Genomic DNA, 26,555 nt, shown 5'->3' on the forward strand with positions numbered 1-26,555 from the left:
CAACGTTCCAATATTTATGCAATCTTGGACAGGTTCCTTAAACTCTACTACTTGCGAGCTCGACATATAATTAAGGAAGATGGCAACCTCTCCATCAGGGTGAAAAGTCAGGCGAATGCAAGAACATCTCAAAATGCTTCAGCCCCACCCAATCACTGCCGAAAAAGCCATTAAATAAGTTATAATTCTGGAAAGCCATTAAGACGCCCCACATGGGAAAATAGCTGAATATGAGGACCAACAAAACGCCGGGAAGCACCATCACTTGTAAATCAATCTGACTGATGAAAGTTTTTAACCAGCTTTTGCTGGAACGATGACGGATCTCTTTATAAGTTGCAGCTTGTAGCTCCGATTTCATGATTTTCTCTCCTATCTCTTTTTTTTTAATTATATCTGCAATACTCTTAATGAAATATGTCATCTGCCAACGAAAACATATTCGAAAAATCGGGAATACTAAATAATTTTGTAACAGGAAGCATGAAATTGACGCAAAAAAAGGTTGAGCAGAACGTGTCTGCTCAACCTCCATGCAATTGATTGTAGATTGTTGGATCAAGGACATGAAAGTAGACTACCCATTTACCCTTTAACAGAACCGAGGACGATCCCTTTTGTAAAATACTTCTGAAGAAAAGGATAGAGCAAGAGAATCGGCAAAGCCGTCACGAAGACTTGCGCGCCTTTCAGCGTCCGATCCGAAACATCTGCATACAGCTTTGCTGCGTCGAGCGTCATAATGTCGTTGCCCTTGACGACCGATTGCAGCATCGTCTGCAGTGGATACTTGGATATATCCGTCATGTACAGCAAGCCCGCGAACCAATCGTTCCAATGCCCCACGAAGTGGAACAACGTCACGGTCGCGATAACCGGCATAGACAGCGGAATGACGATCCGCGATAAGCTTGTGAAGTAGGATGCGCCGTCCATAAACGCGGCTTCTTCGATTTCGGAAGGCAGCTGCTTCAAGAAATTCATCATTAGAATGACACTGAAGATCGGAACGGCGCCCGGCAGCACCAGCGACCAAATGGAGTTCAGCAGCCCAAGATCATGCACGATGATATAGGTTGGGACGAGTCCGCCGTTAAACAGCATAACGAAGATCATCCCCCACATGTAGACGTGCCGCCCTGCAAACTGCTTCGCAGACTTGGCCAGCGGATAGGCCATCAGGATGGTCAGTACATTATTGAGCAGCACGCCAAGCAAGGTTCGCTCCGTGGATATCCAAAACGCCTTCAACACTTCCGCGCGGGTCAGAATGACTTTGTAAGATTGAATCGTGAAATCAACCGGCCATAGGCCTACCAGATTGGCATTGGCCGCGTGGCTGCTGCTCAAGGAAACGGCCAGCACGTTTATCAGAGGCAGGATGCAAAGGAATGCTGCAGCCGCAAGAAGCAGATAGTTGAAGATGGCGAACAAGCGCATCCCCCATGTATCATGTAGTTTGTTCATTTCATGCCCCCCCGAAGGAACAAATGCCTGAATGCGCGATTAGAATACGCGGTATTTCGTAATGCGGTAAGCAAGCAAGTAGCCTGCGATAATGAGCACGCTGTTCACAACCGATTTGATCAGCCCTACCATCGTGCTAAGGCTCCAGTTCGTTTCCTGAAACGCCACCCGATACACGTACGTGTCCAGAATATCGCCCCGATCCATGACGAGCGGATTATATAAGTTGAAAATTTGCTCGAACCCCGCATTGAGCACATTGCCCAGGCTCAGAATCGCGGTCAATATGATAATGGGCACGATGCCCGGGATCGTAATGTGGAGCGTTTGCTTCCAGCGGTTCGCACCGTCAATAACCGACGACTCGTAAAGGGCTGGATCGATTCCGGTTAAAGCTGCCAGATAAATGACCGTTCCCCAGCCAAAATTTTTCCAAATGTCCGTTGCTATAATAATCCAGGGAAAGCTCCGGTTGTCTCCAAGATAATAGAAAGGCTCGATGCCGAACCAGCCAAGAAATGAGTTCACGATGCCCGTTAGCGAAAACACGTCGAGAATGAGTCCCGCCAGAATGACCCAGGACAGGAAATGAGGCAGATAAATGATCGTTTGCACGCCTTTCTTGAAGAAGCTGCGGCGCACTTCGTTCAGCATGAGCGCAATGATAATCGGAACCGGGAAGCCGAGCAGTATTTTCAGTCCGGCAATGTAAACCGTATTGTTCGTCACGCGCCAGACATCGGGCAACTTCATCATGAAGTCGAAGTATTTGAGTCCGACCCAAGGCGATGCCCAAATTCCTTTGGAAGGCAAGAACTCTTTGAAAGCAATCAGGATGCCATAGAGCGGCAAATACGAAAACAGGATAAGAAAAACGACGCCGGGAGCAATCATCAGATGAAGCTGCCATTCTTTTGTAGCCAAACGCCTTTTGATCATGTTCATGAAGCCACCGCCATTGCCATTAGATATGCCAAGGCTCGCCGCTGCGGACGAGCCCTGGTATTCGGTTGCGCGTACGTCTTGGTATTGGGCTTACTTCTGCGTTGCTAGCACCGCATTCATTTCATCTAGAATCTGCTTGCCGCCGAGATCGTTGTATTGCTTCGCAAAGTCGTCGAAGGAATCGACCGGAGACTTGCCCACGATGATTTTAATGAACGTTTGATTCTCCAGGTCGAGCAGGCTTGCGCCTTTGAGCTTGCCTGTCTCTGTCGCGCTTCCGAACCAACCGTTGTAGACGATCGTTTTGTAGCTGCTGGCATTCGGTACTCCTTCGAGGAACGTTTTGTACCATGGCCAGTTAGCCGCATCGCCTTCCTTGCCCTTCTTCACGTTCTGGAACGTAACGCGCTGATCGGCCGGCATGTTCTGATCGGTGCCTGATTTAAGCGCATCGGTGAAGAGGTTGTAGCGGTTCGTATTGGCGTCAGGGCGGTCATTGAAGACTGGCAGCCAGTTGTTGATGCTGGCATTCGCGTACTTCGGATCCTTATTGAGTTCCGACCATGCTTTCGCCCACGCATTGTCGAGGTTACTGTAGGACGTTTCGGCAAGATTGTTTAGCAGCACCATCAGCGCTTCCGGATGCGCGAAGCCTTTGCGGACCACGAAGTAGCCGCTTACGTTAATCGGAACGTTCGGCTGATACTCCGAACCGCCAAGACCAGGCATTGGCATGCTGACGAAATCAGCGCCCTTCACGTTCTTCGGCACATCCTGCAGCGGCCAGAGCGGCGAGAAGAACTCCCCGATCAGAATGCCGACTTTGCCTTGCGAGACGAGCTCCATCGATTTCGGCATGTCTTTCGTTACGAATTCCTTGTCAATGACGCCTTCTTTATACAGTTCGGCCAGCATCGTCAAGCCCTGCTTCATATTCGGATTCAAGCTGCCGTAATTCAGCTTGCCGTCCGCATCCTTCACGTATACCTTCGGATATGCGCCGTAAGCGTTCATCAGCGCCGTAAACTTCAGGTCGAGCTGGTTGTTCATGGACAGCCCGTACGTGTCCGGTTTGCCGTCGCCATCCGGATCTTCCTTGGCGAAGCGCTTAGCCAGCGCGATCAGCTCTTCGAACGTCTTCGGCATTTGCGCGCCCAGTTTGTCCATCCAATCCTTGCGGATGTAGACGACAGGCGAACCGTTCAGTGAATCGGAAACGTTAGGCATGCCGTAGATCTTGTCTTCGCGCTGTGCGCCAGAGAACAGAAGCCCATCCTTGTAACCGGCGATTTGTTTTGTTTTGTCCGTTGCGTACTTGTCATAAATCGGCTTCAGGTCTTCCAGCATGTCATTCTTGATCAGTTGGTCCACGTCGGCTTGCTCCGCGAAGAAGATGTCCGGCAGATCGTTGCTCGCAATCCCAAGCTTGATGCGTTCGCGGTAGTTTTCGTAAGGGACGGCGAACTTGTTCGTCGGCTTGATGTTCGTCGTCTGCTCGATCATTTTGTACACCGCGTTGTTGCCTGGATCTTCTCCTTCAGGGTACACCTTGACATCGAATACGCTCTTCGCGAATACGACATCGACCGGCTCCTTGAATTTGTAGTAGTCGATCTCTTCCGCCGGCTTCTCCGCAGAAGTATTGTCCGTCGGCGCATTATTCGTTGTCGCCGAATCGTTCGTCTTATTCCCCGATTCCCCCGTGTTATTGCCATTGTTGCTGCCGCAGGCTGCCGTCAGTACGAGCGTCAACGCCACGCATCCAAACAGAGTAAAGCGCAGTGCCTTGTTCTTCACATGCATCCAATCCTTTCGCTCAACGTTATTGGAATTGCTCTACTTGCTACACATTTATCGTAACGGATGCAGGCTATCGCCAATAAGAAGAAAGTCTTTACGTTCGTGCACGATTTTGTCCTCTGCGCGGATTAAAGGGATACGAAGCAGTAAAAAAAGCGGCTCCCGAGTGAGAGCCGCCGCTTCAAGCTATGAATTCGATAACGAGGAGGAACGGAAATCCTGCGGCGGGATGCCGACGGTTTTGCGGAACACCTTGGAGAAGTAGTTCGCACTCTGGAAGCCGAGCTTCTCGGATATGTCCTGTATCCGGTAGCGATCGTCAAGCAGCAGCTTCTTGGCTTCCTCCATCCGAACTCGGGTAATGTAGCTCATCAGCTGCTCACCTGTAATCTGGTGGAACAGGCGCGACAGATAGGACGGACTGACATACTTAAGCTTGGCCAGCGCGTTCAAGGATAGATCCTCTTCTAGATGCTGATGAATGTAAGCGCGGACCTGCGCGATCAAGAGATCGGATGGATTGTCGCGAACCGCGCCCATCTTGTTCGAGATATGATTAAAGAGCTGGATGAGGAAGCTCTTCATAGAGCCGACGTCCCGATGAGACTTGAAGTTGCCTAGCCGATCTGCCGTCTGAGGGTCCAATTGGTTCTGCAAATTATAGAGCAGCAAGAATTGCGACAGCTGGTTGGCGATCGCAATGTAGTGAATGGCCAGCTGCTCCGGACTCGGCAGCTCCAGGCCGTTAATGGCGAAAGCGCTGTCCAGGCAGCGCTTGAACCTTGCCTCATCCCTGGCTTTTAGCGCCTCGGATAACTCCTGCGTGATCTTGTGCAGCAACTGGTAGTGGATCGCCGTCGCCTTGTCACGCTCCGGCGTGACGAGCAGCGTGCTGCTGAATGCGCACAATCGCAGCGCGGATTCAGCATACCAGAACGCATCGGGCCATTTGTCCCATGAGGACGGCTCAGGTGTGAGCACCATAGAGAAGGTGATGCCGAGCACCCGTTGAACGGTTTCATGCATAATCGACACCCGCTCGCTCCACTGCTCCCTGCTCTGCTCCTGATCTTCCGTCTGCAGCAGCAGCACGAACCAGCCTTCGAAGCGGAACGACTCCACGCGATATTGTCCCGCCCATAGCTCCTGAACCATGTTTTGCACCGCAAACAGAAGCAAGAACTCGTCTTCGTTATGAAACCGCCTGCCGAAATCGTCGATACGCACAATCAACGTCCATACGGGCAGCGACACAGAAAGCGGTATCCGCTTCTGGCTGAAAGCCGAATCGGATAATGTCCTCACATTCACTTCGCCGTGAAGCATGCGCCCCCACCATTTGTCCTGCATGAGCGGAATCGCTTGACGGGACAGACGCTCGGCCTCCTCTAGAGAAAGCATTAGATGATAGGCTTGGTCGAGCTGGGATATAGCCTCTTTCAAGCTCACCACTACTTCTTCGTCTTCCGCAGGCTTCAGCAAGTAATTCAATGCTCCCAGTTGCAGCGCGCGCCTTGCGTAATCAAAGTCCGAGAAACCGGTCAGGAAGATAACTGCGGTATGGCGCCATCTTTCCCTAAGCCGCTGAACGAGCTGCAGTCCATCCATTTCGGGCATGCGGATATCTGCCAGCACGATATCGAACGGTTCCTGATCGAACTTGCGAAGCGCTTCGTTCGCCGAGAAGGAGTAGCTGATTTCCCTTAGAGGCAGCCCAAGCTCGGTAATCATCTCCGCAAGGCCCTCCGCAATCGCCGGCTCGTCGTCAACGATCAACAGTCTGTACATGGCCGGTCACTCCCTCTTGGTTTTGTGGCTTGAACGGATGAATAGCTTCCGGCTGCTGCTTCAGCTTGCATAGCGGAATGCGAAGCGAGGATGTAAACCCGTCCGGCGCACCGTTCTCCAGCATGATCCCGCTCTCCTCGCCATACAGATGATAAAGCCTGCGATTCACATTCCATAAGCCAAAATGATCCGAGCTGTTCACGGGCTTCTCCAGACGGCTCTGCAGCCTCAGCCATTGCTCGTTTTCCATGCCGCGACCGTTATCCTTCACGTCCAACCGTAAGACATCCCCTTCCACGCAACCGGTAATGCGCAGAAAACCAGGCCGGTCCGCGCGTTCGATCCCATGCAAAAGCGCATTCTCCACAAGCGGCTGCAAGAGTAGGCCCGGAACCTCGATACGTTCAAGCCCTGATTGAATATCGATTTCGAATTCGAGCCGGTTGGAGAACCGCATCTTCTGAATTTCCAAATACGTACGTGTGTATTTGATCTCCTCCATCAGCGCCACGTCGCGAGATCCCTGTTGGGTGACGAAACGGAAATAATCGCCTAAGTACTTGCACAGCTTTGCCACCTGATCCATCTCGCCGGATTTGGCCATCCGATACCCGATGTAGAAGCAGTTGAACAGAAAATGCGGGTTAATCTGCGATTGGAGCTGCTTCAGCTCTGCTTGCTGTCGCTCGATTTTGCTTTCGAGGACTTCCTCGATCAGGCTTCGGAGTTGACCGACCATTTTATTGAACTGTTTATAGACAAATCCGAACTCGTCCTTCTGACTGACGGGCAAGGTGGAATTCAAATTCCCGATCTCCACCTCGCGCATCGTCCGCACAAGCTTATGGAGCGGCTTATGAATTTGATGGTAGGTGAACCAGGAGTACAGCACGGCAAATAGAATCATGCTGATCGAGATGCCCACGTACCATTTCCAGATGACGGCGACCGGCGCCAAAATGCTGCTTTCGGCGATATAGGACACCAGCGTGAAGTTGTGGTCCGTCGAGCGCTGGACGAGATATGCTTTCCCGTCAACTTGAATCCGGCTCGTCTCGTCCTCCGCAAGCTGATCGTAGATGCTGCGGTCAAGCACTTCCGAATCCGCATCGCCGATTCGTTTTCTCGTTTCGTCATCGATAAGAAACACGTTATACTTCTTGTTGTCGTCCAGCTTGTTCATCGTCGCAATCATGCGTTTCTGTGATAGGTTCGTTCCGAGCACGTAGAGGACGTTGGTATTGCTGCCGTCCGTAACCGCCGTGGAATAGGTAATAGTGTCATTGCCGATGTAGCGCACCATCTCGTCCGTACGGTTCATATGCCTGCGAAGAATGGTTTCGTCCGCTCCCCCGATCGACGTCACCCCTTCATTGACGGACAGCTTGATCTTCGACTGGGGAAGCAGCAGGAAGACGTCCGTGACGTAATCGCTGGAGTAATTGACGATCTTCATCTTGGCCCGGATGCTGCCAGCCAGCTGGACGAATTCATAATCGAAACCGTCATGCTGATGTAGGTATACCGCCGGCATGTCAGCGTCGTTATTCAGGGCGATGAGCATCTGATTCACGTTGCGCAGCTCTTCCTGCAAGTAATCCATAAAAAACTGCAGCTTCGAATGCGCCGATTGCTGCGCTTGATTGGACAACGCATTGCCGGCCACCCACAAGGCGCCATAGCAAATCGCGGTGAAAGGAATCATGACCGCAAGAAAGCCGAGAAACATTTTACGAAACACGCCTGTGCGCAGCAACCCTCTCAATCCCATTGTCCACCGCCTTCCTGCCCGTGCTCCGCTAATCGGAGCTTCATTGTTTTTGCTGCCAGGCATTCACTTCCCGAGTGATCGCATCCCCGCCGAGCTTGACCCATTTTTCCTTGAACCGGCCAAACATGTCCAGAGGTGAACCCATGATGATTCGCGTCAATTGTTCGTGCTCGAGGCGTGCGAGCGCTTCTCCTTTAGTGAGCATCTCCGGTGTCGGCGCATCGAAGAAGGCCGAATACTGCAGCTTAGGGTAACTGCTCAGCACCAGTTCCGACTCATCGAATATTTTGCGGAAGGTCCAGGCGTCCAGCTTATCCTTGGATTGAATGAAGTTCGCATAGATATTGCGGGCCGATGTGGAAACGAGCTTGGTTTCATCGCCCGACTGAAGCGCCGCATGAATTTCTTTGCCTGATTGCAAGTTCCGAACAGGTGAATCGAACAAGTAGGGCTTCATGTACAGATGCGCGGACAAATCCTTGTAGACGCCTTTGCCCGCTTCGTCCCAGAACTTACCCGGCTCGCCCATATTCGCTTGCATCATGTAGGTGACGTTGAGCGCCTTGATCAACGCCTCGGGATGCTCGTAGCCGCTGCGGACCACGACCCAGCTTCCCGAGAAGGGAAGCGCCTTAGGCACGGCGGGTTTCCCATCCACGCTCGGAATAGGCGCGACAATCCAGTCCGCATTCGGATTGTTCTTGAGCGCATCCTTAAGCGGCCACAGGGGGTAATGAAACGGTCCGAATACGATGCCAATTCGTCCGTCCGCGACATCCTTGGAAACGCGGTTCAAGTCCTTAATGGCGAATTCCGGGTCGATTGCGCCGGAATCGTACCAGTCCTTCAGCATGGAGAGCACGGGAATCATCCGATCGCTGATAGTGCCGTACGATAATTTGCCGTCAGGAGAGCTTACCCATAACTCCGGGTAAACGCCGAAGCCTGCCGCAAGCGCGTCCATTGTCATTCCACCCGGCAAGCCGACTGAGCCGCCCTCAGCGGCTTGCTCAAAAGCAACGCCCCAGGTATCCTTCTTCCCGTTGCCGTCAGGATCTTGCGAAGCGAACGCATGAACAAGCTCGTTCAGTTCGGCAGTCGTACGCGGCACTTGGCGATGAAGGTTACGCAGCCAATCTTTGCGTATATACATTAATGCTATGGAATTGCCCATATCCGAGGGAAGCGGAATCCCGAAGATGCGTCCACTCTTCGTTGCAGGTGTAAACGCGATCCGATTCTGGTAGCCCATGTTCGCCTTCAGACCAGGCAGTGCGTACTTGTTCCATACATCCGTCAAATCCTCGACCTGACCGTTCTTGATCAGGCGGGACATTTGCTCCACGTTTACTTGAACGGCGTCGGGAAGATCGTTGCTGGAGATGTCGAGATCAATTTTCTCCCCGATCTTTCCGCCGTCCGCCACCCATTTATTATGAAATTCGAGATTCAGAAAAGATTTCATATAGCGTGTATGCAAATTATCGTCTATGCTTTCGCCCGATGCGAATCGCATAACGTCGTTCATCCCTGCCCAAACCGTCATCGTGACCGGTTCGGCATAAGGAGTGACAGGGCCGTCCGTCTCTGGCCGAGACAGCTCGGTATTTGGCGATTTCCCGGCTTGCGAAGCGCAGCCGGCCATCTGAGCAATAGCGAGAAGGGAAAGGAAACCGAATGAATAGGAACCTCTGAATCTATGAATCTTCACCTTACCCTCGCCCCCAAGAAAACAATATATATGAATCATATCATTTACTCAGGCAGGGCTCATAAACAAAAGATGGAAGGCGTTCCATCAGTGGGGAACTACGGGAACTACCCGCTAATCACAAACAAACGCGCTCTGTTCATGCCTGAAATCCGCACGGACAGCTTCGCGAGATGGGGATGGAAGGCGAACTGCGTTTCCGCCGGACTCGCTGGGTAGATCAGCTCTGCCCTGGCATGTCGGCCAAACCAACGTTCAAGCGGGATTTCGCAGACATCCTCCGTGCTCTGCAGCTTCCATACCGCAAGCAGCATGCGGTTCTCGCTGACATTGTTCAGCCCGAATGAAGCCCATTCCTTCGTATCGCCAAGTCTCGCGAGGCCGCTCGGATAGACGGGAACAGATTGTCTGATCTGCGCGCGTTCACGCTTATAGATCTCAAGTCCTTGCTGAATCAGTGCCATGTTGAATACGTCCGCGGCATAGAGATGTCCGGCCAGCACCAGGTTTCCGCACATGCCGTTCACAAGATTGAAGATCGTCTGCTCGCCGTCCTTCATGCTCTCCTGATACACCTGACCATGGACGAGCTCCGGCTGCTTCTGCTCGAGAAACGGAAGCGGATACGGATAGCTCCATATGCCGGATTGCTCCGGCAGGACTGCCGCCTGCGTGCCCATCAGGATCGACGGATACCGCTCATAAAATTCCTGATCGCTCGTGCTCTGAACATGGAAATGCGAGAGCGCCGCGTAATCCTCGCGCATTGCGCCCGAACCGCAATTCTCCAGGATCAACGTTGGATGATTGGCTCTCACTTCGTCAATGAAGGAATAGAATGCATCCAAGTTCTCGCGGACGCCATCCTTGGACACGCCGTCAGCGCTGTCGGCATGCGGAATATAATCGTTGTAATCGTTCTTGATATAACCGACGCCCATGGCCGCTAAACGGTCAAACAGCTGATGGAAGTACGCTCTGACCTCATGGTGAGCGAAATTGAGGAATACCCGATCAGGGCCGCCGACTCTTCTCCCGTTATGCAGCAGGAACCATGTGTCCGGCTTGGTGAATAACTTCGATCGCTCATGGCACATTTCGATTTCGAGCCAAATCCCCGGCGTCATGCCTGCGCGTTCGATGTCACGAAGCATCTGCTGCAGGCCGCCTTCTCCGAAACGCTCGTCGACCGGCTCCCAATCCCCCAGCACTTGCACGGGCTCTTCGGTATGCTCCATGAACCAGCCGGCATCGATGCAGAACACTTCCGCTCCCGCTTCTGCTGCGGATGCGATGAGCGGCTCCAAGCGCTCGCGGGTTGGCTGGCCCCAAATGCCGTTCATGAAATCATTGTAGACGACAGGAAATTCTCCCGTCCAAGCATTGGCCGGCTTCAATATTTGCCGCCTATAGCGGGTCAATTCGCCGACTGCCTCATTGAAGTCTCCCAGCGTGCAGCCAAAAGCAACCGGAACGCTCGTGTAGGTTTCATCCGGCGCAAGTGTCCTGCTCCAATTCCCGAAGCGCTCGTTTCCCGCGTCGGCGCTCAGATACAAGCAACCTTCCGGACCTGCCCATGATCCGCGGTAGCCGATCTCCACGTTCCATGAAGTGGACGTCTCGAGCTGCACGTACCACACCTTGCCCGTCTCCTTGTTCTCCAGCACGAACATCGGCAAATATTTGCCTGTGCTGAACGAGCCGTAGGAAGAGAAGCGGATCGTATTGGATGGTGGATGAGGAGAATGATGGTACAGCCCCAATTCTTCGAGGTTTTGGCTGCGCCACTGGCCTTCACCGTGCCAGGTTTGATGCGCGTAATGCAGCCGGAGTTTGTCCGCTGCCTGCCAATCCTTCAGTCCGTCCGTTGCCAGCCCGTTCAGCAGCGCCGCTGAGAAGTAAGTCAGCTTGCGCGGCTCGCTGCCCGTATTCGTCACGGATGTATGCTGGCGTATGACCGCGCAGCCCGGCACGAATTCGTAATCAACGGTGACCTCAATCGCTTGTTCCTCATGGACGTACGTAATGCGGAAGCCTTTTTCACTCTGCTCCTTGGACTTGGCTATCATCTGCGCGGGCAGAATCGTGCTCCCGTTTGGCGGTACGGGGAAGAGCAGGCGGCCAAAGCCTTCAATGCCGATCTGGAAAGGCACGACCGGGATAGAGGCGAAGCGATCGAACCGTTCTTCCACCGTATTCAGCACATCCATGGCACAAGCCGTCTCATTCTCCAGAAATTCCATGCTCATGCCTTGATGTTCGATCTTCCGTTTGCTTATACCGGTTACCGTTTCTATCATGCGTTGCATCTCCTTTATGGTGCGGGGAAGAGCAAAACCTACAAGGCAGCAAAGCACCTGCAGGTTCGCGTCATTTACCGTTTGATTTGATAGAGCTTGTAGGCGTTCTCGTACATGATTTTGTCGGCAAACCGTTCCGCATCCTTCGATCGCCATGCGCCGCTGTTCACTTTGTCCGCGCAGACGCGGGCCAAAATATGGCGGAAAGCCATAGAAGCACCGACCGCTTCTTCACCAGTCCACGTGTCGCCGCCCCATGCGATCTTGCCGCTGTCCCGCAGCACATCGGCGTAAACGTGAAGAGCATCTTGCGCAGCAGTGGTCGAGATGAGCGGCAGCCAGTTGATGTCAATGACGAGATTGTCGTAATTGTGCGCAAGCGCCGCCGTATCGTAGGTCCACGGAAAGCCGCCGTGGAACAGGACGAACTGATTGCTCGGATGCGCGGCGATGAGCGGCTCCAGCAGGAGCGGATTGGACCCGCCGAGTCTTGCGAGCCCGGTATGGATCTGCACAGGAAGCTCCAGCTCCGCCGCGAGGCTAAGAGCAACCTGCAGCATATAATCGCCGAACCGATTCCGCTCGGCCTCGGAGATCTCGGACGGTTGCTTTCCGAAGACAGCCTTAGCGTCTTCTCGGGACGCATCCGAGAATGCGATCGTACGCTGATACGCGGATGCGCACTTCAAGCCCGCGATAGAAGGCCTGCGGCTGCGCAGCTCATGCTCGAACCGTTCCATGTACTGCGCGAAGGTCGGCGGCTGCTCGAATTGGTCGTGAATCGTCGTGCGCTCATTGGTCAGCGATTCTGGATGGTAACCCATCATCCACATGTCGAGCCGATAAACCGGCGTAATGAAGTCGGGGTAGCCGACATCGCTGCCCGTATTCCAAAAGCAATCTTCCAGAAATCCCGTATAACCGCCATGCTGTTTCATCAGATTCAGATGCCAGTCGGCATCCGACAGATGAGCGTGCCGTATCGCATGCGAAACATCGTCCCAATTGTCTGCAGTGAGTTCCTCAATGCCATAGATGCGCATGATAGCTTTCTCAAGCCATTGAAAATACGTATTGAAGCGGATTTTATCGAGCCATGCCGTCCGCGCTTCATAGGTTGCAGCAGGCGTAGGTCCACACCAGCCGACATAAGACCACTGGAACAGCAGATCCAGATCCAGCTGCTGTTGGCTGAACGCTTCCCGGTGATGCTCATGCGTGCTATAGACAGGCTTGGCGTTGAGAACGTCCAGCCACGCTTTCCAATCATTGTTCGTTGTCTGCATCATCGCTGCACCGCAGCCCCCTTCTCGAAATGAACGATTATGGCTTTAGGCATATCCTCATCACGGACGACCTGATAAACAGAAGGCACGGTGACCGTGCCCGAATAGACGCCGTCCTCCCGTTTCCACTCGGCGCGGATCAAGCCGTTCCTAGTCGGCAGCTCGGCCGATAAGCGGTCAGGCCCTTCGTCGGCCGGCTTGCGAAGACGGATGATGCCCTGGCCCAATCGCAGCACATCAATGCCGCTGATCAGTTGATGCAAAATATAAGCAGGAGATGCTCCCCACGCATGACACTGGCTGACAAGCGGGCCTTCCCACAGGTAAGTTGGGACGTTGCCGCCGTAGGTGCTCGGCGTTACGCCGTGAGGCGTCGAGGCGTCAAACGTTTCCCACCATGTGGTTGCTCCACGATCTACCATGGCTCCCCAATAACCTCGAATGAGCTCAAGTGCACGGCCCGTCATCCCCATCCGCACGAATACCTCCAGAACGATATGCTGGAAGAACGCTCCTTTGATTTCAACAAGCGCATTCGTATCGTAATAACGCTCGATGAAGCGAGTCGTCTCCGCCTCGGTCATAATGCCGCACCAAGCAGCTAAGAAATTCGTTTGCAAAGACAGATTCGTCGACAGCGTGTTGCCGATTATGCAATCGGTGAACGCTTCTTTGTCCGCCAGCCACAGCTGCCTGCGAATATCGAGCTTCAGCTGATCCGCGTGTTTACGGTAGTCGACGCTCACTTCGAATTTACCCAGTGCCAGTGACATCTCGGACATCGCTTCCAGCACCGCAACATATAGCGCATTGATGCACGTCACCTTATCCCGCTTGTCGATATGCACCGTCCAGTCGATGAAGCACCACCAGCCCGGCCGATCCGCCTGGGCGAACAAGCCCGTCTCGTCCTTCTGAGCACCGAACCAATCCGTCAGCTTGAGCAGATTCGGCCAAAGCTGTTCGATTGTTGCACAATCGCCGGAATAGCGCCAATAATCGCGCACGCCAAGCAGCCAGTGTCCGCAGAAATCGGTCAGCATCTGCGCGTTGCGTTCCGGTCCCGTTCCCGGAATGGATCCGTCCTCGTTCTGGATGCGCGCCCCTTGCAGCAGCGACTTGCGCAGCAGGGCGGTATCGCCGTATACATGATAGATCACCTTGCCCATCACGACGGCATCAGCTACCCATAGCGCCTTCTCGCGCCAAGGGCAATCCTCGAGATGATCCTGACTGTTCATCAGTGTTGTGTAGCAGCTTACGTCCCAGATCCGATTCAACCGTTCTTCGTTCGTGACGAATGTCCCTTGCTGCTTGAAGTCGTAGTGCTGATGCTCGAAGACAAGCTCTTTCACCGTCAGCGGCTTTGGCGCCGCAAGGAAGGAAAGCTGCAAAAACCGGCAGGCCCTTCGGCCAAATGTCGAAACAGCATTGTTGCCGCGGCGAAGCACGAACGTATCGACATATTGCAGCTCCAGCGATTCGCCGTATGCCAGCCTCATGACGCCGCCCTCCGGCGCTTCGATTATGATGACAGGCCGGCCGACGACCTCGCGCCCATAGTCAAAGACGACTCCAGGAAGCGAATACGGCGCTGAGCAATCGACCGACATGCCGGCGGCAGGCGATCGCGCAAGCAGCTCACTGGCGCCAATAACGCTTCCATAGTTTGCTTCTGTACGGATGATAGCCGCCGGATGCACCTGCTCGCGATGCAGCGGCGCAATCTCGGCAGGGATCAGATGCGTCCAAGGGTTCTCCGCATCACCTATGCGCGCCACGATGCCGGCTTGCAGCCAGTCTTCCTCGACATATTCTTTCTCCTGCCAGCCATCCTCGCGATCAACCACATAAATTTCATTAAACCCGCCCCACCGGCTGATGCGATGATTACGCGTCTCCCACCGTGGTGAAATCCGACAGGACCAAGAGGCATCCGAGCCTAGCAGCATCTCGCCCTCCGCCGACTCCAGCTGCAGCCAGAAGCCTCCGGGACCTTGCATCTGATTGGTGACGATATCCTTATCTCCGAAATGATAGACAACCGCGCTAAGGACGTTCTCTCCCTCTTGCAGGAAGGACGAGATATTGATTTCGTCATAATATTGCCACTCCGGCGAACAAGGAGATGGTCCTCTGCCAGCCAATTGGCCGTTTACGAACAGTTGATATTCTTGGCATGCCGATACCTTCACGATGACGTTCACATGCCCCAAAGCAATCTTTTTTCTAAAATCCACATACATATTCGGCTGTACAGCCGTTTGATCGGGATACCAAATCCATACCGCTTCCGTCATTATGTTCGCTCCCTGGGAAGTGCCCGGCTTCCGAATTCTTTTGCCATCCGCTCAATCTCCTCGAACTTGCCTTCCACGAGGTAATGACCGTAATTCACGAATTCCGAACCTGCGATATGCGTCCAGAACTCCCAGCCGCCCACGTTCCTCCAGCCCTTGGCCTGCGCTTGCACGATAGCCCGCTCGCCGCTGATATAGCGCTCCAGCACCGTATCGTCCCAGCTCATCATTTCCTGCGCCAAGCGCGACAACCGCTCGACAATGCGGTCTGCATATCGTCTTCCTAACTCTGGTGAAGAGCCATTCTCAATGATCCCTCCTATGCTGTAGTCAGGATCCTGTCGAATTCGCTCGATTTGCACGAGATCGGGATGCAAATCCCATAGCAGAGAGGTTTCACCAATGCCCGCATGATCGCCAAGGTACCCTTCATCAAGCGCAAGCCAGTATTCCGGCGATCCGAATACGGGAATCCGCAGCCTCTCTGACATACGTACTGCCGTCTCGCGAATGACGATTTGCTGGTTATGACCGTAATGTCCGGTAAGCAGAATGATCGCTTTGAAGCCGTTGCGGTGGAATTCATAGCAATACTGCTCGAGCCATGTGCGAAGCAATACGTTCTCCCATGCCATCTCCGGCTCCATGATGACCGTCGCGGGCTTATCAAGTCCGCCCATTCCGCCATACAACGGGGGATGCACGACTCCGCCTCCCGCACGGGCGGCCGTACGAACTAGCAGCTCGTGGGCTTTAAGAGAATCCAGTCCCAACGCGTTATGCTCGCCATGCCATTCCACAGTGCCAAGGGGCATAAACAATATCGGAAGCTTCGCCTGCGCGTTGCGGAATTCTTGCGGCAGCATGAGTTCCCATTGAATTTGGTTACGGGGCAGCTTATCGTTCACTCTGAATCGACTCCTTTATCGAACTAGTCTATCCCCTAAATATACAAAGAAGGGGCTCACCTTTATGATAGGTAAGCCCCGACGCCAGGGTAAGAACAACATTTTTACTTTCAGGTACGATCTTGCCCGCTTGAACGAAGACGTCACTGTCGACGTTCTTGTGCGCTGAACAGCTGCTATCTGACGAAGATTTCCATCCCTTCGCCTGCTTTGCAGCGAATGGTCCCCGTGTGGCGCACAATTCCCTTCACTTGCCCCCCTCGGTTCCGCTCTGCTTCCATTTCTATAATGCCATGCGGTGTAGGCACCTCCGCTTTGATCCACTTCAGTCCGCCCAAGGAAGGCTTGGCGCTGAAGCTGGCAAACCCCGGTGTCAGCGGCTGAATACCGGCAACGTACGCCTGCAGCCCATAACTCGAGGAGCCTCCCCAAGCGTGGCTGAGCGACAATGTGTCGCCAAAACTTCCGACAGGCAGGCTGCCGTCGCGGTTCATCATTTCCCAGTACGTACGGTGCCCCTGGTTCAGATGGCTTGATCCGACGCGCCGCATCACCTCGAGTCCTCGATCCGTTTGTCCCGCATGAAAGCTGGCAAGCGCCTCATAAGCCGACATGTACGGCCATATCGTATCGTTATGCCGCCATACGGCCGCCTCCTTCGGCAGGACATTCCACCACCAAGCGCCGTCTAGCGGCTCCTCGAACACCGGCACGACGTTAATCGATCCTCGCTCCGTCCAGAACTGCTCCTGCACCTCATGCAAAATCGCTTCTGCTCGCGACAAGTCCACTACATCGTGCAATATCGCCCACAAGTTGCCATCAATTGCGAATCGATCCCTATGCTTTGTGCCTGCGGGCATCATGGTCAGCAGCGACGTGCCTATGACGCTGAACTGGGATAGAATCGAACGTTTCGTTCGTTCAGCCTGCTCGCGGCAATAAGCTTGCATCGGATGGCCGACTAACGCGAACAGTCGGACGAGCGCATCCCAAGCGGCTTTCTGCGCAAGCGCTAGCCCGCTGATTTTCCCGCGTGCGTCGATGGAATACATCCAGCTGTTGAGTCCGTTAATCAAGCCATCAGTATCCATGCGTTTGTTCATCCAAGCGACGACTTCGAGCAGCCGATTCTTGTTTTCGCGCAAATAGCCTATATCCCCCGTCAATAGAACATATTCCCACAGATTGACGATTGTCCACATCGTCCACTCATAGAAGATCTGGCCGTAGGCGCCGCTGCCCGGGATGATGCCTTTCTCCTCGCCAGTTGTATGCTGAATGCTTAACAGCAGCTCAAGCGTGTTTTTGACAATTTCAGGCCTATCGAATGCATATAAGGCGGTAAGCGAGGCCGGCCTGAGATCGCCGCCCCAAATATCCTTGTCACGCCGCACCCCGTCCCAAATGACATAGTCCGAATAGGGTCCTTTGAGCTCGCACTGCGTGTACATGGATGGTTGACTGCAAATTTCCGTCGTATAGACTCCCATCGCCCAGCATTCGTTAATCAGCTCATCGTCGCATTCGAACCCTCCGACTGTCTTGTAAGGTGCCGCCGTATAGGCCAGCCATAGCTTGCGGATCTCCAGCGGCTCGTCTGAACGATTCTCGATCTCCAGATAGCGCAGAGCCGTCAGGTCCTCCTCTAGTAAATAGACACCATCGCCTTGCGCAACGAATTGGCTCAGCGTGCCGAAAGGGCGCATGCGCACATACGAGGGGAACCTGCCGGACAGCCATGCTTCATCCTCAAAGCCCTTATAGAGCGAGGAGAATAGTCTTTCGTCGCTTGTGTACACATACCGAATGCGCTCCCAGCCCGGCGAAGCCTCTCCCAGTAGAACATACAACAAGCCCGCGCGTTTCAAGTTAAAATCAAACCGTATGGTTTGCCCAGGCTGCAGCACGACCTGCGAGAAACCGTCGGGAACCAGCTCTCGGGAAGCCGGAGTAAAGGATCTTTTCATCAATGGATGCACCTTCCACGTCCAATTTTGTAAGAACGAATGAACCGCAGCATAGGAATCGCTAGCTACTTCTATTCTAATCTTAGAAAAACGCATCTTCTTGCGAAATACGATCCTCTTGTCATTCGGGTAGATTTTTGTCAGATAGAGAATTGCGCGAATCCACCGGTCCAATTCTTCATTCCCGACCAACGTAAAAAACGGATTGGCTGCAAACCATCCGTTTCAATAGTACATTTCAATCCTTACATCAATAAAATCCGTAAAGCCGCTCGTCATTTGATTTCAATTCCTGAAGTGCAGATTCTTTATCATTCTCATGAATTTCTTCATACGTTCCATTTCCCATTATTAAACCTACTTTCAGCTCAAGTCATTTGATTTACTCTTATTTAAAAGAAATTAACTTTTCACCAAGTTATCCTCCCGTTAAGTGACGAAAGGCTGCCGTTCATGCCGGGTCACACATTTCTTGCTTGAAACCACACTTTTGACTCGTAGTTGTACTACTTAAGTAATTTAGGGATCACGTTCGGCTCGTTTGTTGTAGGAGGTTTATTCATTTCCTATCTGGGCATATCGCTTTACGGATCATTGTTCTTCTTCTTCTCATCACTCATAAACATCCCATTCCCCAGAATTCAAACCCTCGTCACAATTCATGTGAAAATAATCACATAGATCGGCTATAATAATCGTGTAACCATCAAATCACATCACATCTACATGAGAGAAGGGATTCAATTGGCCGGTCAACCGCAAAACCCGAAAGACAGAAACCGTGTAGCCAAACAAGAGAAACGCCTTATCCTGCTTTGCATCATTGTTGCGGTCATTATGCTGCTCTCTCTGTCACGATATGTGTTTAATTAATTGGTAACGATGAACGACAACATCAAGCACTTGGGAGGGATTACAAATGCTGCTTAGCAGTTACGATCCGGTCATGTATAGTCGGATGCTCACAGGACTCACGCTTGCTTTCCATATTATTTTCGCAACGATCGGTGTAGGGGTCCCGCTAATGATTGCACTCGCGGAGTGGATCGGGATCAAACGCAATGATGAGCATTACTTGCTCATGGCGCGGAGATGGGCGCGGGGCTTCGTCATTACGGTGGCGGTTGGCGTTGTGACCGGGACTGCGATCGGTCTGCAGCTCAGTCTGTTGTGGCCAAGCTTCATGAAAGTCGCGGGCCAGTCCATCGCATTGCCGCTCTTTATGGAGACGTTCGCGTTCTTCTTCGAAGCGATCTTTCTCGGTATTTACCTGTACACCTGGGACCGATTCAAGAATAAAATGACGCATTTCTGGCTGCTCGTTCCCGTCGTTATCGGCTCGTCCGCTTCAGCCTTCTTCATTACAGTCGTCAATGCATTTATGAATGCACCAGCCGGCATCACCGTGAAAGACGGTAAAATCACTGACATTTCACCATTCGGTGCAATGCTGAGCCCGGCAATGCCGACAAAAGTGTCGCATGTACTCGTTACAGCTTACCTGACCTGCGCGTTCGTGCTTGCTGCGATTGCAGCTTGGTCGCTGCTCAAAGGCCGCAATCATGTCTATTATAAGAAAGCACTCAAGCTAACGATGGTTTCCGCCTTTATTTTCTTAATCTCAAGTGCGATCATTGGCGACTTATCCGGCAAATATCTGGCTAAATATCAGCCTGAGAAGCTTGCGGCTATGGAGTGGCATTTCGAAACGACAAGCGAAGCACCTCTGGTGCTTGGCGGGATCTTAACGGAAGACAATGAGGTCAAATATGGTCTCAAAATCCCGTTTGCGCTTAGTATTCTCGCCCATGGCGTGCCTAATGCGGAAGTTACCGGACTAAATGACATTCCGGAGGACGAACATCCGCCGCTCTATATTCATTACCTGTTCGATTTGAAAATGGGCTTCGTTGCGTTGATGGTCCTGATCGCCTCGGCCTTCATGCTTCTCCTGTGGCGCAAGCGCGAGCTCGCCTTCAGCAACAAGTGGATCCTTCGCGGCATCATATTGGCTGCGCCTCTCGCGATGCTGACCATTGAGCATGGTTGGATTTTCTCGGAGGTTGGCCGTCAGCCTTGGATTCTTCGCGGCATTATGCGCACATCGGAAGGCGCTACCGTATCCGATCATGTGGACACGATGCTATGGGTGTTCGCCCTGCTTTACATCGTACTCGCCTTCTCGTCGGTCACCGTCTTGACCCGCATGTTCCGCAGCAACTCGGCTGAGCAAGAAATCGAGGCTAAAGGCATTAAAGGAGGCGACGCGGAATGAGCTACGAAGTACTTGGCATAACCGTCCTCTGGATCTTCCTATTCGGTTACTTAATCGTCGCTTCGATTGATTTTGGCGCAGGTTTCTTCAGCTACTACAGCACAATTACGGGCAAACGCCACGTGATCAACAATATTATCGAACGTTATCTCTCGCCGGTCTGGGAAGTGACGAACGTCTTTCTTGTCTTCTTCTTCGTGGGAATGGTCGGATTCTTCCCGGACACCGCTTATTATTACGGAACCGCCTTGCTTGTTCCGGGGAGTATCGCCGTCATTCTGCTTGCCATTCGGGGTTCCTACTACGCCTTTAACACATATGGCACGAACAAGAACAACAGCATCTACATGCTGCTCTATGGCGCAAGCGGCCTGCTTATTCCCGCTTCCTTGTCTACCGTGATGACGATTTCGGAAGGCGGCTACATTGAGGTGAGCGACTCCGGTAAAGTCAGCTTCCTGTTCAGCAAGCTGTTCCAAAGTACGTACTCGTGGACGGTCGTGCTGCTGGCGCTTGTCAGCGTACTTTACATCTCGGCCATGTTTCTCAGCTATTACGCAGACCGTGCGAATGACCGAGGCGCCTTCGAGGTCGTGCGTAAATATGCGCTCGCTTGGAGTGCTCCCACGATTCTTAGCAGTCTGCTCGTATTCTTCGCCATTCGCGGCCATAACGCGGAGCATTACCAGCGGATGACGGAGCACGCGTGGATGTTCGTCGTATCCTTCGCCTGCTTCCTGATCGCGGTCTATCACGTGTGGACGCGCAAACGTCTCGGACTATCGTTTATCTTCGTCATGCTGCAGTTCGGCTTTGCGTTCTTCGGTTATGGCGCAGCTCACTTGCCGTACATTCTATATCCGTATTTAACGATTCACGATAATTTCACAAGCGAGCCGATGGCCATTGCGCTGATTTCCGTCTTCATCCTCGGACTGCTGCTGCTCATACCGTCGCTGTACCTGCTTATGCGGTTGTTCTTGTTTGATACCAAATATGTGCAAGGAAAGCGCGGCAAATAACCCTACAGGAGGAGGCTGAACCGAAATGGAGCAATTTCTGATCTTCGTCGCACCGCTGCTCGTTGTTGCGTTATCTGTGGGATTTCTGTTCTGGTGGGGTGCCCGGAAGCCGAAACCGAAACGTTAATTTGTCATAAGAATCGGCCTAATCGCGCACGATAAATGGGTACAATCCAGCGATCACACTCATTTATAAAGGAGCATTCACCGACTATGACATCTTCGAAGAACCGCCGAGAGAACGCTTGGAAGAGCCGAAAGCAAAACCAAAAACCCCATGGCGAGGTCAAATCGTTGGCCGAGCTCTCCGATGAAGGCACCTCCGGCGTTGCCGGCTATGAAAATGCCCGTAACAACGGCGACTAGCCCCCGATGAACAAAATCCGCCTAAATCACGTTCTCCGTGGTTTAGGCGGATTCTTATTGTGGAGCTACAGTTTACCCGGCCGCCGAACCGGCCGCCGCTTCTCCCCGAGCCAGATAGGCCGCGCTCAAGTACGTTTGCTCAAACTGCGGTATCGATAACGGCCTGCTGTGCCAGTAGCCCTGCATATCCGTACAGCCCAGCTGACAGAGGCGCTCGGACTGCTGCTCCGTTTCTACTCCTTCGGCCAATACCCGCAGCTTCAGACTGCGCGCCATCGCGATGATCGCTTCAACAATTGCGGTATCTTCGCCTGCACCGGAAACATCCTGTACGAAGGATTTATCGATCTTAAGCGTATCGATCGGAAACCGTCTCAGATAACATAAGGAAGAGTAGCCCGTTCCGAAGTCATCGATGGAAATCGAAACTCCGAGCCGCTTTAGCGCGTGGAGCTTGCCGATTATCGCCTCGTTATGCTGCATAGCCATGCTTTCGGTCATTTCCGCGATCAAATACTTGGCATCCAAGCCCGTCTGCTCCAGCGCGCCAATGATCATATCCACGATTAGATCTTGATTAAACTGAATGACGGAGAAATTAACGGCGACCGGAATCCGTGGGAGGCCCGCATCATGCCATTCTTTCATTTGCTTGCAGGCTTTATGCAAAATCCATTCACCCAACACGATAATATGACCGGTACTCTCAGCAATCGGAATGAACTCGCATGGTGAAATCGTGCCCAGCACCGGATGCTCCCAGCGAACCAACGTCTCTACACCGATCAAATGACCCTGCTCCGCATTAAACATCGGTTGGTAGACAAGATGGAAGGCCTGCTCTTCGATTGCGGCCGGCAATGCCTGCTCGATGTTCATACGACGTGCCTGACAATGGTTCATCGCCCATTCGAAGAATTGGAATTGATTCTTACCCTTCTCCTTCGCTGCGTACATCGCCGTATCCGCATTTTGCAGCAGCATCTCCAGCGTCTCGCCATCCTTTGGATATAAGGCAATCCCGACACTCGTTGTAATGAAAATATCCTGGCCTTCCACTTGAATCGGCTCGGCCACTCGTCGAATCAGCGTTTCCGCCATGAGCTCCAGCTGCGAGCGGTTGCAATCCTGAATGATCGCCACAAACTCATCCCCGCTTAACCGCGCAACCATGCGATTGTCGCCAATCGTCTCGCTAAGCACGGCTGCAAAATGCTGCAGCAGCCGATCTCCCATTAAATGCCCCATCGTATCATTAATCAGCTTGAAACGATCCAGATCGAGAAACATCAGCGCCGCCTGCTGCCCTCTCGCGCTCACGACTTGCAGCAATTCAGGATAAGAGAGGTTGAACCAGTTCCGATTCGGCAGCCCCGTCAGCATATCATAATAAGCCAGCTGCCTGATCGTATTCTCGTAGCGTTTCTTGTCCGTAATATCCCAAGCAATCGTTTGAATCAAGGCTTGTCCGGAAAAATGCACCAGGATCGACTTCGCTTCAATGTCGATCGTCGTGCCGTTGAGCTTATGCATCTTCAGCTCGATGGGATCGCCTTTAGCTGTCCCGGTTTGAATGTGCTCCAGCCACTGCGCCGCGGATGCAAGGCATTCAGAATGAACCAGCTCCAGGAAACCTCTCCCGATCAAGCCATCCTGCTCGGCACCGAATATACGCAGTGCCGATTCGTTCACGAAAGATATTACGCCTTGATAATGAACCAGAATCGGCTCCGGCGAGAAATCAATCAGCTTGCGATAGCGCTCCTCGCTCTCGCGCAGCGCTTCTTCTACAAGCCGCCGCTCCGTCAAGTCACGCAGATACATCGTAAAGACGGGGAATTTCTCGCTGCGAATACGAGTGACGATAATTTCCGCCGGAAACGTACTCTGATTCCCACGCGGCATCATCGTCTCGACTCTCGTACCAAGCACCGTTTTGTTACCGCTGCACAGCATTCCGTTCATCGACGACATATCTCGAGGCAGCTCAGGCATCAATAACTCTTTAATGGAGCTGCCTATCACCTCGCTTCGCGAGTAACCGAAGAGAGTCTCCGCTGCCGGATTAAACTCGAATATGGTTCCTTTATGGTCGAACATGATCAAGCAATCAATTGCCGACTCCAGGATGGAGCCCTTAAGCGACAGCTGCTCCGACAGCTTCTTGTCGACATTCATCGAGCTGATCAAGCTGACAGCCATAATGACGATTGTACCAAATGCTACGTAGACCGCCATTTCGATAAAATCCATCGCCTGCGCATCGCTCGCGCGACTAAGCATATGTACCGGCATCGACATATTTGCCGCAGACATGCCCGTATAATGCATCCCTGTGACTGCAATGCCCATAATGAAACCGCTAAGCCAATAGTGATTGTTTCTGCGGAAGGAGAAAAGCAATGCAACAATCGATGCCAACACAGCGATCAGAATGGAAAGTGTGATTATATAGGGATTATAAGTAACCGTAAGTCCCGTCAAGGCATACATGCCGATGTAATGCATGCCGGTGATTGCAAGTCCCATGATGGTCCCGCCGATAATCAGCCTCAGCGTACCGCGACCGGAGTGGCTGGCAATGCCGAAACCGATAAAAGCGCCTACAATGGAAACGCCAATCGACACCAGCACGGTTACAAAATCATAAGTCACACCCGTTGGAAGATGGACAGCGAGCATCGCGATAAAATGCATCGACCATATCCCAACACCCATGACGACTGCTCCGCCGAACAGCCATCCTCGTTTCTTCCAGCCTTCCGACAACAGAACACGTCTGGCTAAATTCAATGCCATATACGAAGCGAACAGCGCAATAATAAAAGACAAACAGACCAAGAACCAGTTATAGCTGCCTTCGATATGATTATGCACCATTTCGATACCCCCCGGGGAGTGTTACTTGGAACGTCGTGCCCTCTCCCATTTTGCTGGAAATAGAAATTGTCCCGCCATGGCTGGAAATGATTTTGTTGCTGATCATCAGCCCAAGGCCTGTCCCCTGCTCCTTCGTCGTAAAAAAGGGCCTGCCCACCTGATCCAGCAACTCCTGAGGAATGCCGCAGCCATAGTCTGCAATCGAGGTCATGATGTGGTTGCCGACCTGTTCGACCACAATTCGAATTTCACCGCCGCCCTCCGTTGCTTCGATTGCGTTCTTAATGAGATTGATAAATACCTGTTTGATCTGGCTTTCATCGCAATAAATAAGCAGCTCCGGCTCCGAGAATTGCAGCTTAATATCTACATTGTTTAGATTAGCCTGTGATTCCAGCAGCGTATAGACGCCGGCTAGAAGCTCACCTAGATTGGTCGCTTGAAATCGGCTGATTTGCGGCTTCGCAAGCAGGAGCAGCTCGTTGATGATGCCTTCCATCCGAACAACCTCGGATGTAATAATGGCGACATACTCCATTTTGCTCATCCCGTTCTGAAACAGCTTCATAAATCCTTTAATCGCCGTAAGCGGATTTCGAATCTCGTGCGCGATGCCCGCAGCCAGCTGGCCCGCCATGGACAGCTTCTCCGACTCTACAAGGAACGACTCCTGCTCCTTGCGCTGCGTTAAATCGGTAAAGTTGATGACGACTCCGGCTTGCTCGCCTTTGACCCGCATTGGGGTAATATGATATTCCACCGGGAACGTCGAACCATTCTTACGGCGAAACAAATCATCCGCTACATAGTCAGCGTTGCCGGAGCGATTCACCTTCTCTACGGGATCCCATTCCTCTTCCTCCGGCTTAATCGCCCGCAGCCCAACTTTACGACCGAGTACCTCATTCGCCTCGAAGCCGGTTAAGTTCGCAGCGGCTTGATTCCAGAAGATCACCTTGCCCCGCTCGTCCAGTCGGTAGATCCCCTCGGCCACGGAATCCAGAATATGCGAATAGGCTTCATTCATCCGCTTAAGGCGTTCTTCACTTTGCTTCAAGCGGCTGTCAATCATCAGAATGACGATTGAATACATGCAGATTACGGAAACGATCAAACTAATGCTAATGGCCAGGAAGAATTGATTTTGCGATAAAGCCACAGATTCACTTGCATATTGCGATGTAAGGCCATGCATCATGGGCATATTGCTATAATGAAGAAATTCAACGGCTGCGGATAGCGATAATGCGTGGATGAACTGCCGCAAACGGCTTAGTTTATGGAGTCGATGCTGCCTTGTGAATACGAATCCCAGCACAAGAGCCAGCACGATAATGGAAACAAAACCTGTGGATGACTGATAGTGGAGTGTCGCATGGGCTTTGATGGCTTTCATCCCGATGTAGTGCATGGCTACGATACCGCCGGTCTGTACCAAGATACCGAGAACGAGCAGGCTTGTCCGATGTCGCTGCGCAGCACGTTCGAACAAGAGAAGCGCTATCGCGGACATGACGACTAAAACACCCATGGAGAGAAACACATAACCGAAATGATACATCACCTTGACCGGAAACGGATACGCGAGCAATGCCACAAAATGCATGGACCAAACCCCGATACTAAATACAAAAGCACCACTCATAAGCCAAAAGAATGTCGTATACCTTGCTGCATTCATACGCCTGTACAGATGAAAGAGGATTAGAGAGGAACTGAATACGAGTACGAATGAAATGGCGACGAGTGCGACGGATGCCATGCTA

At 52.5% G+C, this 26,555-nt stretch carries 19 protein-coding genes; 5 read left to right on the plus strand and 14 right to left on the minus strand.

Annotated elements, in window-relative coordinates; all coding sequences use genetic code 11:
• Nucleotides 1-94: 94 nt before the first annotated feature.
• From I8J30_RS33880 to I8J30_RS04020, 12 genes are all read right to left on the minus strand, one after another.
• Entirely contained in the window at nt 95-361 is a 267-nt protein-coding gene (locus I8J30_RS33880; RefSeq protein ID WP_210655551.1) for a hypothetical protein, read from the minus strand.
• Nucleotides 362-585: 224 nt separating this feature from the next.
• The gene (locus tag I8J30_RS03970) at nt 586-1,467 is read right to left on the minus strand and encodes a carbohydrate ABC transporter permease (protein ID WP_210655553.1); all 882 of its coding nucleotides are present in this window, start codon (nt 1,465-1,467) and stop codon (nt 586-588) included.
• Nucleotides 1,468-1,506: 39 nt separating this feature from the next.
• Nucleotides 1,507-2,412 (minus strand): ABC transporter permease, encoded by a 906-nt coding sequence (locus I8J30_RS03975; protein ID WP_210655555.1) that lies wholly within the window; start codon nt 2,410-2,412, stop codon nt 1,507-1,509.
• A 90-nt stretch (nt 2,413-2,502) separates the two neighbouring features.
• Nucleotides 2,503-4,209 (minus strand): extracellular solute-binding protein, encoded by a 1,707-nt coding sequence (locus I8J30_RS03980; RefSeq protein ID WP_210655557.1) that lies wholly within the window; start codon nt 4,207-4,209, stop codon nt 2,503-2,505.
• A gap of 189 nt (nt 4,210-4,398) precedes the next feature.
• Nucleotides 4,399-6,000 carry a response regulator transcription factor gene (locus I8J30_RS03985; RefSeq protein WP_210655560.1) on the minus strand — a complete coding sequence of 534 codons (1,602 nt, stop codon included), beginning with the start codon at nt 5,998-6,000 and terminating at the stop codon, nt 4,399-4,401.
• Nucleotides 5,978-7,771, minus strand: a complete 1,794-nt coding sequence (locus I8J30_RS03990; protein WP_210655562.1) for a sensor histidine kinase — start codon at nt 7,769-7,771, stop codon at nt 5,978-5,980. Before I8J30_RS03990 ends, I8J30_RS03985 begins: the two co-directional genes overlap by 23 nt.
• Nucleotides 7,772-7,811: 40 nt before the next feature.
• Nucleotides 7,812-9,482 (minus strand): extracellular solute-binding protein, encoded by a 1,671-nt coding sequence (locus tag I8J30_RS03995; RefSeq protein WP_210655564.1) that lies wholly within the window; start codon nt 9,480-9,482, stop codon nt 7,812-7,814.
• A 107-nt stretch (nt 9,483-9,589) separates the two neighbouring features.
• Nucleotides 9,590-11,782, minus strand: a complete 2,193-nt coding sequence (locus tag I8J30_RS04000; RefSeq protein ID WP_210655566.1) for a glycoside hydrolase family 36 protein — start codon at nt 11,780-11,782, stop codon at nt 9,590-9,592.
• Between the two features lie 74 nt (nt 11,783-11,856).
• Nucleotides 11,857-13,071, minus strand: coding sequence for an amidohydrolase family protein (locus I8J30_RS04005; RefSeq protein ID WP_210655568.1), 1,215 nt, complete (start codon nt 13,069-13,071; stop codon nt 11,857-11,859).
• On the minus strand, nt 13,068-15,368 hold the full coding sequence (locus I8J30_RS04010) for an alpha-L-rhamnosidase-related protein (protein WP_210655570.1): 2,301 nt from the start codon (nt 15,366-15,368) through the stop codon (nt 13,068-13,070). Before I8J30_RS04010 ends, I8J30_RS04005 begins: the two co-directional genes overlap by 4 nt.
• Entirely contained in the window at nt 15,368-16,276 is a 909-nt protein-coding gene (locus tag I8J30_RS04015; protein ID WP_210655572.1) for a creatininase family protein, read from the minus strand. The genes I8J30_RS04010 and I8J30_RS04015 overlap by 1 nt, the downstream gene beginning before the upstream one ends.
• A 176-nt stretch (nt 16,277-16,452) precedes the next feature.
• Nucleotides 16,453-18,246 carry an alpha-L-rhamnosidase-related protein gene (locus I8J30_RS04020; RefSeq protein WP_210655574.1) on the minus strand — a complete coding sequence of 598 codons (1,794 nt, stop codon included), beginning with the start codon at nt 18,244-18,246 and terminating at the stop codon, nt 16,453-16,455.
• A gap of 744 nt (nt 18,247-18,990) precedes the next feature.
• On the opposite strand from I8J30_RS04020, the gene I8J30_RS33530 reads away from it, so the two are divergent.
• From I8J30_RS33530 to I8J30_RS04035, 5 genes are all read left to right on the plus strand, one after another.
• Nucleotides 18,991-19,119 carry a hypothetical protein gene (locus I8J30_RS33530; protein ID WP_276316068.1) on the plus strand — a complete coding sequence of 43 codons (129 nt, stop codon included), beginning with the start codon at nt 18,991-18,993 and terminating at the stop codon, nt 19,117-19,119.
• Between the two features lie 46 nt (nt 19,120-19,165).
• The gene (locus I8J30_RS04025) at nt 19,166-20,521 is read left to right on the plus strand and encodes a cytochrome ubiquinol oxidase subunit I (RefSeq protein ID WP_210655577.1); all 1,356 of its coding nucleotides are present in this window, start codon (nt 19,166-19,168) and stop codon (nt 20,519-20,521) included.
• Nucleotides 20,518-21,543, plus strand: coding sequence for a cytochrome d ubiquinol oxidase subunit II (locus I8J30_RS04030; protein WP_210655579.1), 1,026 nt, complete (start codon nt 20,518-20,520; stop codon nt 21,541-21,543). The genes I8J30_RS04025 and I8J30_RS04030 overlap by 4 nt, the downstream gene beginning before the upstream one ends.
• Nucleotides 21,544-21,568: 25 nt before the next feature.
• A complete protein-coding gene (cydS, locus tag I8J30_RS34160) occupies nt 21,569-21,670 on the plus strand; it encodes a cytochrome bd oxidase small subunit CydS family protein (protein ID WP_371264700.1) in 102 nt (33 codons plus the stop codon).
• An 86-nt stretch (nt 21,671-21,756) separates the two neighbouring features.
• A complete protein-coding gene (locus I8J30_RS04035; protein WP_177245624.1) occupies nt 21,757-21,909 on the plus strand; it encodes a DUF6254 family protein in 153 nt (50 codons plus the stop codon).
• Nucleotides 21,910-21,981: 72 nt separating this feature from the next.
• Here I8J30_RS04035 and I8J30_RS04040 read toward each other — a convergent pair whose 3' ends face one another.
• Nucleotides 21,982-24,789, minus strand: coding sequence for a bifunctional diguanylate cyclase/phosphodiesterase (locus I8J30_RS04040; RefSeq protein ID WP_210655581.1), 2,808 nt, complete (start codon nt 24,787-24,789; stop codon nt 21,982-21,984).
• Nucleotides 24,779-26,551, minus strand: coding sequence for an ATP-binding protein (locus I8J30_RS04045; RefSeq protein WP_210655582.1), 1,773 nt, complete (start codon nt 26,549-26,551; stop codon nt 24,779-24,781). Before I8J30_RS04045 ends, I8J30_RS04040 begins: the two co-directional genes overlap by 11 nt.
• Between the last annotated feature and the right edge of the window lie 4 nt (nt 26,552-26,555).

The organism is Paenibacillus lignilyticus (assembly GCF_017942085.1).
In the GTDB taxonomy this organism is placed as follows: domain Bacteria; phylum Bacillota; class Bacilli; order Paenibacillales; family Paenibacillaceae; genus Paenibacillus_Z; species Paenibacillus_Z lignilyticus.